Genomic DNA, 16,151 nt, shown 5'->3' with positions numbered 1-16,151 from the left:
AGAAATTATTTGTGGAAGTAATAAATCATGGAAACACGTTATAATTCTTCAGAAGTTGAAGCCCGCTGGCATGAGACCTGGGCTGAAAAAAATAGCTTTGCACCTAGCGGTAAGGGCGAACCGTTCTCTGTCGTCATTCCGCCTCCTAACGTAACCGGCGCCCTGCACCTGGGCCACGCCTTGAACGACACCCTTCAGGATATTTTGGTACGCTACCGCCGTAAGACCGGTCGCGACACCCTGTGGATTCCGGGTACGGACCACGCCGGTATCGCAACCCAGGCTGTTGTGGAAAAACGCCTGTTCCAGGACGAACACAAGACCCGTCACGACATCGGCCGCGACGCCTTGGTGGAACGCATCTGGAAGTGGAAGGAAGAATATGAAGCTCGCATCACCAAGCAGCTGAAGAGCCTTGGCGTGAGCTGCGACTGGAGCCGTCAGCGCTTCACCTTGGACCCCATCTGCGCCAAGGCTGTTCGCCACGCCTTCTTCAACCTGTTCAAGAAGGGTTTGATCTACCGCGGTAAGCGTCTGGTGAACTGGGACACCAAGCTCCAGACTGCCGTTGCCGACGACGAAATCTATTACGAACATGTGAAGGGTCACTTCTGGACCTTCAAGTATCCTCTGGCCGATGGTTCGGGTTTCATTCCCGTTTCCACCACCCGTCCGGAAACCATCATGGGCGATACCGCTCTTGCCGTGCACCCCAGCGACGAACGCTATGCACAGTTCATCGGCAAGACTCTGAAGGTTCCTTTCGTTGACCGTGAAATTCCGGTGATCGCAGACGCAATTCTCGTGGACAAGGACTTTGGTACCGGTTCCGTGAAGGTGACCCCGGCTCACGACCCCAACGACTATGCTACCGGTCTCCGTCATAAGCTCCCCATGATCAACATCATGAACGACGACGGAACCTTGAACGAAAACGCTGGCAAGTTCCAGGGCCTTAAGGGCCAGGCAGCTCGTGAAGCTGTGGTTGCAGGTCTCGAAGAACTCGGCCTCCTCATCAAGGTGGAAGACCACGAAATGGACGTGGGCCACTCTGACCGTTCCAAGACTGTTATTGAACCGTACCTCAGCGACCAGTGGTTCGTGAAGATGGACGTTCTTGCAGAAAACGCAATGAACGCTGTGAAGTCAGGCGAAATCAAGATTATTCCGGAACGCTACGCCAACAAGTACTTGGATTGGCTTGGCGAAAAGCGCGACTGGTGCATCAGCCGTCAGCTCTGGTGGGGCCACCGCATTCCTATCTGGCACACCGACGCTACCGAAGAAGAACTGAAGGCCGTATTTGGCAACCGCGAAGACATCTTCTTCTACAAGGCTGAAAATGGTGGCTACCTGGTCTGCTCTCAGGAAGAAAACCTGGCAGAAGACGCAGTTCCGGGCCACGTTCTCAAGCAGGAAGACGACGTTCTGGACACCTGGTTCTCCAGTGGTCTCTGGCCCCACTCTACCATGGGTTGGCCGGAAAACACCGACACTCTTAAGAAGTACTACCCCACTTCCGTGCTGGTGACCAGCCGCGACATCATCACCCTCTGGGTGGCTCGCATGGTGCTGTTCAGCCAGGAAAACATGGGTACGATCCCGTTCCACACCGTTTACATCCACCCGAAGATCCTGGACGGCAATGGCATGACCATGAGTAAGTCCAAGGGTAACGGCGTGGACCCCATGGACATCGAAAAGAAGTACGGCACTGACGCGCTCCGCTTCGTGATGGCCAGCCTCTGCACCGACAACCAGGACGTTCGTCTGCCGGTGAAGAAGGAAAAGCAGGAAGACGGTACCGAAATCAACACTTCCGAAAAGTTCGAAATCGGTCGTAACTTCTCTAACAAGATTTGGAACGCTTGCCGCTTCCTCTACCCGCAGCTGGAACAGGCTGGAGCCCTTGCCGCCGAACTTCCCATGGACAAGAATTTGTTCGCACTGGAAGACAAGTGGATCCTTTCTCGCCTGCAGACCACCATCAAGGATGCCACCCGCATGCTGGAAGAATACCACTTCGCAGAACTTGCCGGCTTCCTCTACCGCTTCGTGTGGGATGACGTTTGCAGCCAGTACCTGGAAATCAAGAAGGCTGTGATCAACAGCGAAACCCTCACCGCCGAAAAGAAGAATGCTATGGCCATTCTCAGCTACGTGCTGAAGAACGTCCTTGACCTTCTCCACCCGGTAATGCCCTTCATCACTGAAGAACTGAACAGCATCCTGTTCCAGGGCTCCGAAATGGTGATCAGCCGCCCCTGGCCCACCGCTGATGAATCTCTCATCAACAAGGACATTGAAGCCGCCTTCGACCAGGCCTTCGCCGTTGTGGAAGCCGTTCGTGGTGTCCGAGGCCGCTACAGCGTTTCTCCCGCTACCAAGCTGAAGGCTGTTGTTTCTGTGGACGACGCAGCAACCGAAGCTTCCGTGAATGCATGCCTCGCCATCATCACCGAACTGGGCGGCATTGAAAGCATTACCGTTGGCGTTAAGGCTGAAAAGCCCAAGTTCAGCGCCAGCGCCGTTGTGCCCGGTGGCGAACTCTTCATCCCGCTGGAAGGCATCCTTGACCCGGCTGCAGAAATCGCACGCCTCGAAAAGGAAATCGAAAAGGCCAAGAGCTTTGCCGCATCTATCGAACGCAAACTTTCCAATGAGAAGTTTGTTAGCGGTGCCCCGGAAGCCGTGGTCAACGCCGAACGCGTGAAGCTCGCAACCCAGCAAGATATCATTGCCAAAAACGAGAAGGCTCTAGCTGAGTTGAAGTAAGAATGACAAGTACGTAAGCCGAGTGTCGCGGACAAATTCATTTGTCCATGACCGAGGCTAGTACTTGGTACATGAGCGTAGCGAATGTACAAACTGCTCTGCAGGACTTGCGATAATTTTCTAGACAAAAACCTTAAGGGTCAAGAAAGCTACTTAAGGTATAATCCATTTGATAAAAGAAGAGTCCTATAAACAGGACTCTTCTTTTATTCACAAAAAAACAGTTGAATTCTCAGCAATCAAAAGCATTTCCTTTGCCAAGATTGCATTGTTCGCATTTCGTCTCCAAATTATCGGCAATGGTTTCTCCCCCCTTCGACCACGGAATTATATGGTCTACATGTAATTTTACCCCCAATTCTGTTACAGGACTTCGACCACAAGTTTTACAAGTAAAACCATCTCTCATCAATATCTGAAAACGTAATCTATCAGAAATATTTCTTTTCGTTTTATGAACAACTTCTTCATTTTCTTTTGAAAGTTTCTTAACTTTGCAGTTAGATTCGTTATCTTTAGATTTATTTTCAATTCCGCTAGACACATATTCCACAAATTGCTTCAAAGCACTTCGAAAACTGCCAAACCTTTTTTCATATGTGCCGACAGAATATTCTGAAAGAGGTTTTCTCATTTCACAATATTTCGGTTGTCGTCCTAAACTAGTCCAAACCTTCTCTAAATTCGAAAATAATTTTTCTTCTGAAATGTTCAAACAACTCCGACTAGCATCTAAATTACACACTTCCATAACTTTAAACCAGGAACCAAATCTTCTTTGTAGCGTACTTGGATGGAACGTTCCATACAGCTCATATTCTGCTATCGTTACTGTATTTTTTTCTAGTTGTATGGCAACTTTCTTTACATCGGCAATAAGGTCTTCATCCGGCGTATTTCTTTTATAATCGCTTAAAACAAACAGATTTTCTATATCATCAGTAAACGGCATAAGAACGTTCCACTTTTAGATTGCACTTATATTTAAAATAAAAAAAAATGCGTTAGGGATAGTGACCCCTTGGGGCGGAGACTTGCGATGCAAGGCTCCGTTTTAGGAGGTTGGCGATAAGCGAAGCGCAGACGGCAGCCCCTAAAATATAGCCCGGCCTTGCGTAGGCAAGGGAACGCCCATAAAAACAAAATTCTTCGTGTGGGATGACGTTTGCAGCCAGTACCTTGACAAATGCACAAGCCGAGTGTCGCGGACAAATATATTTGTCCATGACCGAGGCTAGCATTTGGCGCTTGCGCAAATCAAGAAGGCTGTGATCAACCGTGAAACTTTGGACGCCGAAAAGAAGAACGCTATGGCAATCCTCAGCTACGTGCTGAAGAATGTTCTTGACCTTCTCCACCCGGTAATGCCCTTCATCACTGAAGAACTGAACAGCATCCTGTTCCAGGGTTCCGAAATGGTGATCAGCCGCCCCTGGCCCACCGCTGATGAATCTCTCATCAACAAGGACATCGAAGTTGCCTTCGACCAGGCATTCGCCGTGGTGGAAGCCGTTCGCGGTGTCCGTGGCCGTTACAGCGTTTCTCCGGCAACCAAGCTGAAGGCCGTTGTTTCTGTGGACGACGCAGCAACCGAAGCTTCCGTGAATGCATGCCTCGCCATCATCACCGAACTTGGTGGCATCGAAAGCATTACCGTTGGAGTGAAGGCCGCAAAGCCCAAGTTCAGCGCCAGCGCCGTTGTGCCCGGTGGCGAACTCTTCATCCCGCTGGAAGGCATCCTTGACCCGGCTGCAGAAATCGCACGCCTCGAAAAGGAAATCGAAAAGGCCAAGAGCTTTGCCGCATCTATCGAACGCAAACTTTCCAATGAGAAGTTTGTTAGCGGTGCCCCGGAAGCCGTGGTCAACGCCGAACGCGTGAAGCTCGCAACCCAGCAAGATATCATCGCTAAGAACCAGAAAGCTCTTGAAGAGCTGAAGTAATTCAACGCGGTCTTTAATGCGAAAAAGAGGAAGTTCCCAAGGAACTTCCTCTTTTTTATTTCAGGTTTGCGGTTTTAATTTCCGACTTAACCCATTTTATTTTTTGTCAGATTTTTTTGCAGCCTTTGCTGCAGGTTCCGCCGTTTTTACAGCAGTGGGTTCTGCAGTTTTCACAGCCGTTTCTGCTGGCTTTGCAGCCACAGGCTTTTCTTTCAGCAGCAGGCCTGCAACGCTGTGATCGCGGACGAAGGTCTTCTGGGCGGCTTCCTGCACAGAGGCGGCGCTAACCTTGTTCAGTTCGTCGGCCCAGGTGAGGTACATGCGATAGTCGCCGAACATTTCATACCAGGCCAGATTGGTTGCCACGTTTTCCATGTCGGTAAGGCTACGGACCAGGCCAGCGTAGGCACGGTTCTTCACCTTCTGGAATTCACGTTCGCTAACCGTTTCAGTCTTCAGTTTTTCCAGTTCTTCCCAAACGATAGCTTCCACCTTGGCGGGGTCGGCATCGGGGCGCATGTTCACGGTGACGCTGAATTCAGACACATACTTGTTGGGGCTGTTGCTTGCGCCAGCATTCACCGCCAGCTTTTCCTGTTCCACCAGACGCTTGTAAAGTTTGCCGCTGCGACCATTCAGCACGCCCTCGGCAATATCCAGAGGGTAAAGAATCGGGTCGCCCACTTCGGGAGTCTTGAACACCAGAGTAAACAAGTTGGGAGCATCGGGGCGCTTTACCGTCAGGCGCTTTTCGCCAGCCTGTTCCGGATCGCGGATGGTCAAAGGCGGAAAAGCTTCGCCGGCAGGAATATCCGCAAAATACTTCTTCACCATTTCCATGGTAGAGGTGGTATCCAGGTCGCCAGCCAACACCAAGATGGCATTGCGGGGCTTGTAATACTTGCGGTAATGTTCGTCGGCCATTTCGCGGGTCAGGTTGGCAATATCACTGGGCCAGCCAATGGTAGGCACGCGATAGGGGAAGGCCTCGTAAATCAGGGAATTCAGACTTTCGTAGTAGCGGCCCGTGGGCTTGTCGTCGTAACGCATGCGGCGTTCTTCGCGGACCACATCACGTTCGGAATAGAATTCACGGAGCACCGCATTCTGCATACGGTCGGCTTCCAGCCACATGAACAGTTCGATCTTGTTCTTGGGCAAGGTCACAATGTAAGCCGTCATCAAGTCCGTGGTAAAGGCGTTCAGCCCAGTACCGCCGGCGGCCTGGTAAGCGCCCCACAATTCATCCTTCACAAAAATCTTGCGGTGTTCGTTCACAATGGAATCGTGCTCCGCAGTCAACTTGCGGACCGTGGCCGTATCACCTGCATTCTTTGCCGGACGAATCAAGGCCTGCAGACTATCCTGCAGTTCCATAAAGCGGACATCGGCGATGCTATCCGTAATGCCTACCTTTTTGGTTCCCTTGAACAGTTCATGTTCCAGCAGGTGAGCCAGGCCAGACTTTCCCGGAACCTCGTGGACAGAACCCGTCACATAGAACAGGCGGCAGCTCACCGTAGGAGCCTGCTTATTGGGGTGCAAAAGAACCGTCAGACCGTTAGGCAAAACTTCCTTATGCACGGCAAGATTCACTTCGGCAAAAGCACTGGACACGCAGCAAGCCAAGGCTGCGCACACGGCAAAATTCTTGAACGAAAACTTCATACCCCGAAGATAGCATTTTTGATTGAATACGCCAAAGAGATACCCCCTAATCTTCCATATACAAATCAATAGTTACATCCGGAGTCATGGCGTACCAACGATTTTCATGAACAGACGCATAAACCATCTTTCCCGCATCCATCAAATTGGCCACCACAACATTATTTTTCCGGGGAACATAACCAAGCTTATTCCCTTGAGAATCCTTGACCATGATAGCATACTCAGCATGCCATTCTTTGAAGCAAAAATCAATTCCGAGGATTATATCGACTTACTGAAATCCCGAAAAAGTTAAGATGTTTCTTTAAATTTCAGGCATTTCCAGCAGCTGTTCCATATCGGCGGCACTGATTTCAAAGTCCAGGGCGCCGTTTTCGCGGATGCGTTCGGCGTGGGTAGACTTGGGAAGCGTCACCAGGTTCAACTGCAGGCAGAAACGGTTTGCCAGCTGGGGCACAGACACGCCATACTTCTTGGCCATCTCGCACACCGCAGGAACGTTCATCAGGCGGCCCGTCGCATTGGGCGAATAAGCCTCCACGCGGATTCCGTTGTAGCGGCAATACTCGATCAGTTCCAGAGGCACATGGCCAATGTGAACGCGAATCTGGTTCACCACCGGCTGGACCTTGCAGTTATCCTGGATGTTCTTGATATCGTCAATGCTGAAGTTAGAAACACCGAGGCAGCGGATTTTGCCCACGTCGTAGGCGGCTTCCATGGCGCGCCACACTTCCAGATTCTCGGCATTGTAAGAAGGCGCATTCGGGTCCTTCATTTCGATCCAGGGTTTGGGCCAATGGATCAGCATCATGTCGATATGGGGCGTAGCCAAACGTTCATAGCTTTCTTGAATAGACTGTTCCGCCCCCTTGTAGCTCTTGACTTCGGCGGGCACCTTTGTGGTCAAGAAAATACTTTCGCGGTGGATTCCCGTCTTTTCGAGGGCAGCCTTCAATCCGGCGCCAACCCCAGCCTCGTTACCATAAACAACGGCGGTATCGATATGCTTATAACCTGCATCGATGGCGGCCACAACAGCGTCGGCTGCAACATCGTTCGGGGTTTGCCAAGTGCCAAGGGCAACTTTCGGAATACGGGCACCATTGCTCAGTTTGAAAACTTCATCTAAAACCATGCACGACTCCTTTGAAGGCAAGTTTTCTAGAGAAATCTATACCATTTCGGGGCAATATGCAATTTGCACAGAAAAATTTTTTACTTGAAGGCCTTCTTGGGGTCGAAGGGGTCTACGTGGACCATGGCATCCACCACATTTTCGCCCGCTTCCAGGATTCGGCGCTCCACTTCTTCGGAAAGATCATGGGCAGCCAGGAGGGTCATATCGGCAGGAACCACAATATGCAGGTCCACATGAAGGTCACTACCCACAAAGCGGGTCCTGAAACCATGGATACTAATGACGCCGGGAGTTTCAAGGGCTAACGTTTTTAATTTCGTCGCCGTTTCCTCAGGGGCACCAATATCTGCCACCTGGTGAATTCCAGGCCAGGCAATTTCGTAGCCCGAATGCAGAATAAAGCAAGCCACAATCAGAGCGCCCACGGAATCCGCAAACCAAAGTTCCGGGAACAGGATGCCGATCCCCACCGCAATCAACACGGGAATAGAACTGTAGGCATCGCTGCGATGGTGCCAGGCGTTGGCTTCGAGAGCCTGACTGCGGATGTTCTTGCCCGCCTTGCGCGTATAACGGAACAAGCCCTCTTTAATGGCAATGGAGAGTGCCGCCATAACAGCAGCAATCCATTCCGGATGAGACGCGCCCTCTTCTCCCAACCGCAGGGTCTGAATGGCATCGTACCCAAGCCCCAAGCCAACAGCGCAAACCGCCACACCGATCCCCACAGAAATCAGGGTCTCGAAACGGCGGTGGCCATAAGGGTGGTTAGCATCCGGCGGACAGTTCCACAACTTGGAACCCGCAATAACGGCAATATCCGTCAAAAAGTCAGACGCACTATGAATAGCATCGGCAATCAAGGCCTGAGAACCACCGATAAAACCGGCGAAGAACTTGCCCACAGACAGAGCCACGTTCCAACCCAGGCCAACCCAGGTCACATGGCGCACTTCGGCGCTGTCATCTTGCTTAACGATGCGAGTCATACCCCTAATTTAGCAACCTGTTCAAAAAAAGACTAGGACTAAGGGGAAAGGAAGGACATAAACTGCGGGGTAGATATGAGTGAACAGTGGATAGTGGGGTGTCGTCCTGAACATTCGCAAACTGTCATTCTGAACATTCACAAACAGTCATTCTGAACTTGTTTCAGAATCTCATAAACGCGCGAGACCTTGAGCAGTTTAGTTATGAGTGATGAGTAGTGAGTAGTGAGCTAAAAGTAAGGCGCCTTTGGCGCGACTATAAAAACTCATAGCTCACAACTGAAAACTCACCGCTGGTAAGGGCGCCTCCGGCACGATTATGAAAACTCATATCCGATATCTAGATCCTTCGCTTCGCTCTAGATGACACTTCATATCTTGTATCTCGTATCTGCTTTCTAGCCATAAATACCAGGGTATACGTGTACGCAATAGCGGGTTCAACCCATGAATACATGGCAATGCATAAGTGCAATAGTGAATTTGCAGAACTTTTACACGGGTTTGCATCTGTGCAATTGCGCATCAAAAGGAGGAAACACCGGGCATGTTTCAAATTAGTTCCTCAGAGGACAATTAAGCGTCTCCCGCCAGCGTCTTTCTTTGCAACGAATCCCCTTGCTAGCGCATCTAAATAGCTGTAAAAAGTCTAATACTTTCTAAATTTTCTCCGTAAAGTATGATGAAGCTATTGAAATTCTTAATTGTAATCGCCATTTTGGCGGGCGTTGGCTATGGAGTCAAGACGTTTGTGTTTGACAAGGGGGCCGAAGCGAAGATTGCCACCTTGGTCACTTCGGAAGTTACCCTGGCCACCATTTCTACCACTATTTCTGCAACAGGTTCCCTGGAACCCGTAGACCAGGTGGAAGTGGGCACCCAGGTTTCTGGCGATATCAGCAAGCTTTTCGTGGATTTCAATTCCAAGGTCAAAAAGGGACAGGTCATTGCGGAGCTGGACAAGTCCAAGTTACAGGCCACCTTGAACCAGGCCGAAATCGCCTACAAGTCAGCCGAAAACGATTTTAACTACAAGACAAAAACTTTTGAACGTACCAAGAAGTTGGCCGAAAGCAACAGCGCCAGCGCCGTGGAACTGGAATCTGCCGAGTACAGCGTAAATGCCGCCAAGTTCACCATGGAACAGCGCAAGAACGAAGTGGCCCAGGCCCGCCTGAATCTCAGTTACGCCACCATCAAGAGCCCCATTAGCGGCGTAGTTTTGAAGCGCGCCGTAGACGTGGGCCAGACCGTGGCCGCCTCCATGAGCACCCCCACCCTGTTCATTATCGCAAAGGACTTGAGCCAAATGAAGGTTATGGCCGACGTAGACGAAGCGGATATCGGACAGGTAAAAGCCGGCCAGCGTGTTGAATTTACAGTGGACGCATTCCAGGACGACAAGTTCAGCGGCAAGGTTCAGGAAGTACGCCTGAACCCCACCACCACAAGCAACGTGGTGACTTACACCGTGGTCATTACCGCCGACAATCCGGATCAGAAATTGCTGCCGGGCATGACCGCCACCTGTACCATCGTAACGAAGGAAGTTCAGGACGCCATTTCCATTCCGGCAAAGGCATTGAAGTTTACACCCAACGAAAGCACTCCCATGGCGGACTTCAAGGATATGCCACGCCCGCCTATGCCTCCCGAAGGTTTCGGCCCGCCGCCAGGATTCAAGGAAGGCGAAATGCCCCCGCCGCCCCCGGGAATGGATGGTCCTCCTCCTGGCGGTCCTGGTGCTGGCGGCCCTCCCCCGGGAATGGGTCCCGGCGGTCCTGGCGGATTCGGCAAGGGTGGCTTTGGCGGAAAGCGTAAGCCCGGCAAGCAGAAAGGCAGAAACATGGTCTGGGTCAGCGTCAACGGGAAGGCTGCCCCCCGCCCCATCAAGATTGGCATTAGCGACGGCGTGAACGTGGAAATCCTGAAGGGTCTAAGCGTTGGTGACGTCGTGATTACCGGCCAGAAAATCGAGACCGAAGTCAAGGCCGAAAAGGAAAAGGCAAGCAGCCCCTTTATGCCTGGCCCTCCGGGAAAACGCAAGAAGAAATAATCCCACGCAGACCAGGATCTGCGCGGCAAGAGAGAGAGAGAAAGTCTTCGCTACGGCGGAGACTTTTTTATTATTCGGGAACATTATTCCCGAAGGAAACGCAAACGAGAACAATCACCCCGTTTTTTCTTAATGTCAGTTTTATTTATCATCTTTTTCCAGGGGATTCTCTGCGTAATTATTCTAACTTGAGTTTGGTTTTGTAAATCAAGGTGTGTTCGGGATAAAACTCTAAAGGAGATTTTATGTTTTTGAAGCATGCCCTGGGTGGCGTTCTTGTCACCGCAATTGCAGCTTCCGCGTGGAACCTTGACGGTACCGTGGTCAACACAGACAACGAGCCTCTGGAAGGCGTTAACATCACCTGCTACAACTATGGTGGCTACACCGCAACAAGCGACGCCCAAGGAAGATTTTCCATCGGCGATGAAATAACGACTGCAATTGCAGACGCCTCTATTCAAAACAAAATTGCCGTAGCCAAAAATGGAAACGTCTTGAGCATTGCCAACCCCAGCGGTAATTCCTTCAAGGTTTCTATGATGGACGCTCTTGGCAAGATGATGATGCAGCAGGAGTTCAATTCACAGAACACCTCCATCGACATTCAGAAATTCGCTGGTCAGAAATTCATGATTCTGAAGGTGTCCAGCAATAGCGTAAACGACAACTACATCGTAAGTCGCGGTGCCTTGATGAAGGCTGGCGACCCTCTGCCCTACTTGGCATTCTCTCTTACCGGATACAAGATTTTCAGCTATACCATGGCCGAAGAGAAGGAAACTGGAAAAGTCTTTACCTTGGAAAAGCAGGACTTGACAGCATCCAGTTCTTCTATGACTTGGGAGCAGCCTAGCTCTTCTTCTATGACTTGGGGACCGGCAAGTTCCGCATCCCAGAGTTCCGCCTCCACAGCAAGATCCAGCTCCAGCGTCGAACTGATTGTAAATTGCGCCAGCAAGACTGCAAAGGCCGGCGATCAGACCATGAGCGTAAACGTAGATGGACAGACCCGAACCTTCATCATGCACGTTCCCAGCGCCTACAAGGGCGACAAGGCAGTCCCTCTGGTCATTGACTTCCACGGTATCGGCGGTAATGGTCGGGGACAGATGGGCGGAACCCAATTGAGGGCTCAGACTGATCCTGAAGGCGTCATCTCCCTGTACCCCGACGGAGCAAGCGCAGCCTGGAACGTAGGCCCCTGCTGCTCTACCGCAGACGACGTAAAGTTCACCCGCGAAATGATCAAGGCGGCCAGCGAATCCGCCTGCATCGACAAGAAGCGCGTGTACGCCAGCGGCTTCTCTATGGGCGGAGGCATGACCAATCATCTGGCTTGCAACTTGGCCGATGAACTGGCCGCCGTGGCACCTTCCGCAATGGACCTGAATACCGTCAACAGCGCATCCTGCAACCCGGCTCGCCCCATTCCCATTATCATGTACCGCAGCACTAGCGATGGCGTCTGCGTCTATCAGGGTGGCGACAGCGGTCGCGGCGACGGCCTGAACTTCCTCGGCGCCGAAAAGAACTTCACCTTCTGGGGCCAGAAGAATGGCTGTACCGGCAACCCCACAGAAACCCGAGACGGCAACGTCACCGTGAAGGAATACTCCAACTGCATGGACGGCGTGAAGGTTGTATTCCGCAACGATCCTAACGCAGGCCACTCCTATGCTGACGGCAAATCTGCCTGGGCATTCCTGAAGCAGTGGCAGCTGCAGTAATCAAGAATTCATCTACTCCTTCTAACAAAAAATCCCGAGTCCGTGAAAACGGAACTCGGGATTTTTTATGAAGCGACTCTCGGCTCTTAATCGTGGGACTCTTGCCCCGCGGGCTGCGAGTCTACGGCCAAAGGTTTTGTTATCCAGGCAAGTTTACTTGCCTGCGCACCAAAACTCTTTAGTCGTTCATCATATGGTTGTAGAACTTGGAGTAGTTGTCCTTGTCTTCGGTCTTGCGGACGGCGATTGCATCCTGCGGGTGACGGTTCAGCATACCAGTGATCATCTGCGGAATGATGTAGCCCCATTCGTACTTGGCCTGGAGCGGGAGGAACAGTTCCTGGTAAGCATCGAGAACCGGACGGAGATCGTACTTGGGGTTCTTCAGGAAGCCAAGGAGAAGTTCGGTGGTGCAGTTGCCAGCGCCACGGCCCATACCGGAAACGGAACCGTCCAGGAAGTCAACGTGGTTGATGATAGCCTGAATGGTGTTAGAGAAAGCCAGCTGCTGGTTGTTATGACCATGGAAGCCGAACTGCTTGTTCTTCACGATGCCACGGTAGCGAGCCATTTCCTTATCGATGTCTTCCTGGTAGAAGGCGCCGAAGCTGTCTACGAGGTACAGAACGTCAGCCTTACATTCTTCGTTCACCTGGTGCAGAGCTTCATCCAGTTCCGGACCGCGGTCACGGCTAACAGCCATGATGTTCAGAGTGGTTTCGTAACCCATCTGGTTGAAGGCGTTCACCATTTCGATACCCTTGTCGATGTTCTTCACGTAAGAAGCAACGCGGAACATCTGGTAGGGGCTTTGGTCAGCGGGCTTCACAGCGTCCATGTTCACGCGGCCCACGTCAGCCATCACGGCCATCTTCATCTTGGAATCGATGCCGTCCTTCACCTTCCACAGCAGATCGTCATCGCAGAACTTCCACGGACCGTATTCCTTGGGGTCGAACAGTTCCGGAGAGTTCTTGTAACCCATTTCCATGTAGTCGACGCCAGCGGCGGACAGGAGGGTGTAAAGACGACGGACGAATTCCAGGGAGAAGTCGTGCTTGTTGACGAGACCACCGTCGCGGATGGTGCAGTCGAGAACCTTAATGCTTTCGTAGTACATAGTAGCTTATAGGTTAAAGGTTAAAGTGTAAAAGTTAAAGGGCCTGCGGCCCGATTTCTTATGAGGGTAAAGGTAGATTAATAGGTGGGTTCGCACAAGGGGACAGCTAACCTAGAGAAGAACTTTATGCATTTTAAACGCATTTTTTGCGTTAATAACACCCTAACACCCTATTTTTGATGGTATTCAGGACATTACAAAAGCATAAAATCACCTCATTTTCAACACAATCCATAGAATCCATCAAGGTCGACAAGCCTATGACGGGCCAACCCATCTTTATTTTAACGCAACTTTTGCGTAATTATTAATCTAAAAGGTTAGCTTTGTTCTCCCGATGTCCATCCATGCCCTTTTAATCTTCTTGAACTACGGAATTAAATTTTATCTCATGAGAACAAAGATTTTTACCGTATCGACTTTAGCAGCGCTGGCCTCCATCGCCAACGCAGACAACGCCTTTTACTACAACCAGGTGGGTTATGACGTAGGTCAGCCCGTTTCCGTTATCGTGGAAAGCGACAAGAACCTGGAAGGGGTCAACTGGACTTTGTTCGGCGGCGGTTCCGATGGAACGCTGGGCGGCAGCATCAAGGGCGGAACTTTTGGCGCAGGCGTCAATCCGGATAACTGGAGCAAGAACGGCAAATACTATGTCATCGACTTGGGCGATTCCCTTAAAGCAGGCACATACTACGTCAGCGTCAACGAGGGCTCCCCTTCTACATCAGATTATTTCGTGGTTGCAGAAAACGCCCTGGCCGCCAACACCTTGAAGTCCGTGATGGATTACTTCTACAAGGATCGCGCCGACAAGGATCCTATCGTGGGCTGGGACAAGAGCGTTCCTCTGGAAGGGAGCGGCACCAAGGTGGACGTTCACGGCGGTTGGTATGACGCCAGCGGCGACGTGAGTAAGTACCTTAGCCACCTGTCTTATGCAAACTATTTGAACCCGCAGCAAATTCCGCTAACGGTGTGGGCCTTGGCATTCGCCGCAGAAAAAATGCCCGCCGCATTGAGCGCCAATCCGTCTACCGTTACCGCAGTGGATGAAGCCATCTACGGCGCAGACTTCCTAGTCCGCATGCTGAGCGAGGAAGGCTACTTCTACATGACCGTATTCGATAGCTGGGGACAAGCCGACCGTAGCGTCTGCGCCTTTAGCGGAAGCGAAGGCACAAGAAGTTCCAAGTACCAGACCGCATTCCGCGAAGGTGGCGGCATGGCGATTGCAGGCCTTGCCCGAGCCTCTATGCTGAAGAAGAACGGCGACTACACCAGCGAACAATACCTGGCCGCAGCAAAGAAGGGCTTTGAACATTTGCAGTCCAAGCAGTCTATTGGTGGAAGCTGCGCCTATTGCGACGACGGCAAGGAAAATATCATCGACGATTACACCGCGCTGTTGGCAGCAATGGAACTATATAGCGCAGGTGCTTCATCGGAAAAACATGACTACTACAACGAAGCCCTCAAACGCGCAGAACACCTGATTGACCGACTCAGTGATGAAGGATTCTTCTGGAGCGATGACGCTAAGACTCGTCCCTTCTGGCACGCCAGCGACGCAGGGCTTCCTCTAGTCGCGCTATGCCGTTTTGCAGAGTTAGCACACGAAATGGACTTGTGCCCCGGTGGCGGTTGCGCCTCCCGCGAACTTCCCGTGGTTAAAGACGCTATCAGCAAGCATCTAAACTGGCTTATCTCCGTTACAAACGAAGTGGGCAATCCCTTCGGTTACGCACGTCAAACCGCCAAGACACAAAACACCATCAAGAACACCTTCTTTATCCCCCACGATAACGAAAGTAATTACTGGTGGCAAGGCGAAGACGCTCGATTGGCCAGCCTTTCTGCCGCAGCCGTATACGCAACAAAAGTTCTAGGAGACACCCCGAACAAAAAAGAAATCAACAAGTACGCTACCGATCAGCTGGACTGGATTTTGGGAAAGAACCCTTACGGCGTGTGCATGATGTACAAGAAGGGAAAGAAGAATCCCGCCATCTATGATGGATCTTCCAATTACGACGCCACCCTCGAAGGCGGTATCGCCAACGGCATTTCCGGATTGAACACAGACGGTAGCGGAATCGTGTGGGACGACGTCAACGCCATTAACGGAAAATCTTGGGACAACTGGCGTTGGATTGAACAGTGGCTCCCCCACAGCACTTGGTACCTGATGGCACTAGCCACCCGCTATGACGAAGTGACTCGAGAAGCAACAGGCGCAAAGGACGGAATCGTTACTCAAATCGCAACAGGCTTCAACATGAGCCTGAATGGCCGAACCCTGATTGTAAACCTGCAGAATGCAAAGTCTTCTAGTATCCAGTTGACAGACTTGAAGGGCCGCAAAGTCATGAACCAGCCGGCAGTTGCAGGCCATGCCACTCTGAACCTGCAGACTCTGAAGAGCGGCGTTTATATGGTGAAGGTAGGTAATACCGTAAAGAAGATTGCCGTCAAGTAAGGTCGCTCAAGAGTACTCACTCAAAAAGGCAGTGGAAAGAGTCCTAGACAGGAGAAATCCACCGCCTTTTTATTATGTTATCCACAAAATAAGGTAAAACACATACAAAAAAAGCTCCCAAAGGAGCAATTTTCACCGCTACGGTCCAAATTCGCGTAGGATTTTTACACACAAAATAAAGAAAAGGCAGTGGAAAGAGCTTCAAACAATGGTTTTCCACCGCCTTTTTCGCGTACATCCAAGATTC

Annotated in this window: 11 protein-coding genes; 5 read left to right on the top strand and 6 right to left on the bottom strand. The window is 51.2% G+C overall.

The window, feature by feature from the left end; translation table 11 throughout:
* Positions 1 to 27 precede the first annotated feature (27 nt).
* The gene (locus tag BUB73_RS00795) at positions 28 to 2,775 is read left to right on the top strand and encodes a valine--tRNA ligase (protein ID WP_073282908.1); all 2,748 of its coding nucleotides are present in this window, start codon (positions 28 to 30) and stop codon (positions 2,773 to 2,775) included.
* Between the two features lie 232 nt (positions 2,776 to 3,007).
* Here BUB73_RS00795 and BUB73_RS00790 read toward each other — a convergent pair whose 3' ends face one another.
* Positions 3,008 to 3,727: a homing endonuclease associated repeat-containing protein gene (locus tag BUB73_RS00790; protein ID WP_083539586.1), complete on the bottom strand. Its 720-nt coding sequence runs from the start codon at positions 3,725 to 3,727 to the stop codon at positions 3,008 to 3,010.
* Positions 3,728 to 4,016: 289 nt separating this feature from the next.
* Between BUB73_RS00790 and BUB73_RS00785 the strand changes: the two genes are divergently transcribed.
* Positions 4,017 to 4,718 carry a class I tRNA ligase family protein gene (locus tag BUB73_RS00785; RefSeq protein WP_073282905.1) on the top strand — a complete coding sequence of 234 codons (702 nt, stop codon included), beginning with the start codon at positions 4,017 to 4,019 and terminating at the stop codon, positions 4,716 to 4,718.
* Positions 4,719 to 4,814: 96 nt separating this feature from the next.
* On the opposite strand, the gene BUB73_RS00780 is transcribed toward BUB73_RS00785, so the two are convergent.
* The 4 genes from BUB73_RS00780 to BUB73_RS00765 form a co-directional block, all read right to left on the bottom strand.
* Positions 4,815 to 6,386 (bottom strand): M16 family metallopeptidase, encoded by a 1,572-nt coding sequence (locus BUB73_RS00780; RefSeq protein ID WP_083538080.1) that lies wholly within the window; start codon positions 6,384 to 6,386, stop codon positions 4,815 to 4,817.
* A 46-nt stretch (positions 6,387 to 6,432) separates the two neighbouring features.
* Positions 6,433 to 6,642: an HIRAN domain-containing protein gene (locus BUB73_RS16760; RefSeq protein WP_256374930.1), complete on the bottom strand. Its 210-nt coding sequence runs from the start codon at positions 6,640 to 6,642 to the stop codon at positions 6,433 to 6,435.
* 51 nt (positions 6,643 to 6,693) lie between these two features.
* Positions 6,694 to 7,527: an aldo/keto reductase gene (locus tag BUB73_RS00770; RefSeq protein WP_073155947.1), complete on the bottom strand. Its 834-nt coding sequence runs from the start codon at positions 7,525 to 7,527 to the stop codon at positions 6,694 to 6,696.
* Positions 7,528 to 7,607: 80 nt separating this feature from the next.
* Positions 7,608 to 8,519, bottom strand: coding sequence for a cation diffusion facilitator family transporter (locus BUB73_RS00765; RefSeq protein WP_073155945.1), 912 nt, complete (start codon positions 8,517 to 8,519; stop codon positions 7,608 to 7,610).
* 682 nt (positions 8,520 to 9,201) lie between these two features.
* Here BUB73_RS00765 and BUB73_RS00760 point away from each other — a divergent pair.
* Together BUB73_RS00760 and BUB73_RS00755 are read left to right on the top strand one after the other, a co-directional pair.
* Entirely contained in the window at positions 9,202 to 10,575 is a 1,374-nt protein-coding gene (locus BUB73_RS00760; RefSeq protein ID WP_254794991.1) for an efflux RND transporter periplasmic adaptor subunit, read from the top strand.
* A 245-nt stretch (positions 10,576 to 10,820) separates the two neighbouring features.
* A complete protein-coding gene (locus BUB73_RS00755) occupies positions 10,821 to 12,305 on the top strand; it encodes a PHB depolymerase family esterase (RefSeq protein ID WP_073282899.1) in 1,485 nt (494 codons plus the stop codon).
* Between the two features lie 178 nt (positions 12,306 to 12,483).
* Here the strand turns inward: BUB73_RS00755 and BUB73_RS00750 are convergent, their stop codons facing one another.
* Positions 12,484 to 13,425 (bottom strand): aldolase catalytic domain-containing protein, encoded by a 942-nt coding sequence (locus BUB73_RS00750; RefSeq protein ID WP_073155937.1) that lies wholly within the window; start codon positions 13,423 to 13,425, stop codon positions 12,484 to 12,486.
* 391 nt (positions 13,426 to 13,816) lie between these two features.
* Between BUB73_RS00750 and BUB73_RS00745 the strand changes: the two genes are divergently transcribed.
* Positions 13,817 to 15,904 carry a glycoside hydrolase family 9 protein gene (locus tag BUB73_RS00745; protein ID WP_249269437.1) on the top strand — a complete coding sequence of 696 codons (2,088 nt, stop codon included), beginning with the start codon at positions 13,817 to 13,819 and terminating at the stop codon, positions 15,902 to 15,904.
* The last annotated feature ends 247 nt before the right edge of the window (positions 15,905 to 16,151 follow it).

It is taken from the genome of Fibrobacter sp. UWH6 (assembly GCF_900142465.1).
Lineage (GTDB): Bacteria > Fibrobacterota > Fibrobacteria > Fibrobacterales > Fibrobacteraceae > Fibrobacter.
This window is presented reverse-complemented; position numbering and strand designations above follow the sequence as displayed.

Coding starts and splice junctions, on each gene's coding strand:
- BUB73_RS00795 (WP_073282908.1), top strand. CDS start 28: ATGGAAACACGTTATAATTCTTCAGAAGTTGAAGCCCGCTGGCATGAG.
- BUB73_RS00790 (WP_083539586.1), bottom strand. CDS start 3,727: ATGCCGTTTACTGATGATATAGAAAATCTGTTTGTTTTAAGCGATTAT.
- BUB73_RS00780 (WP_083538080.1), bottom strand. CDS start 6,386: ATGAAGTTTTCGTTCAAGAATTTTGCCGTGTGCGCAGCCTTGGCTTGC.
- BUB73_RS00770 (WP_073155947.1), bottom strand. CDS start 7,527: ATGGTTTTAGATGAAGTTTTCAAACTGAGCAATGGTGCCCGTATTCCG.
- BUB73_RS00765 (WP_073155945.1), bottom strand. CDS start 8,519: ATGACTCGCATCGTTAAGCAAGATGACAGCGCCGAAGTGCGCCATGTG.
- BUB73_RS00760 (WP_254794991.1), top strand. CDS start 9,202: ATGAAGCTATTGAAATTCTTAATTGTAATCGCCATTTTGGCGGGCGTT.
- BUB73_RS00755 (WP_073282899.1), top strand. CDS start 10,821: ATGTTTTTGAAGCATGCCCTGGGTGGCGTTCTTGTCACCGCAATTGCA.
- BUB73_RS00750 (WP_073155937.1), bottom strand. CDS start 13,425: ATGTACTACGAAAGCATTAAGGTTCTCGACTGCACCATCCGCGACGGT.
- BUB73_RS00745 (WP_249269437.1), top strand. CDS start 13,817: ATGAGAACAAAGATTTTTACCGTATCGACTTTAGCAGCGCTGGCCTCC.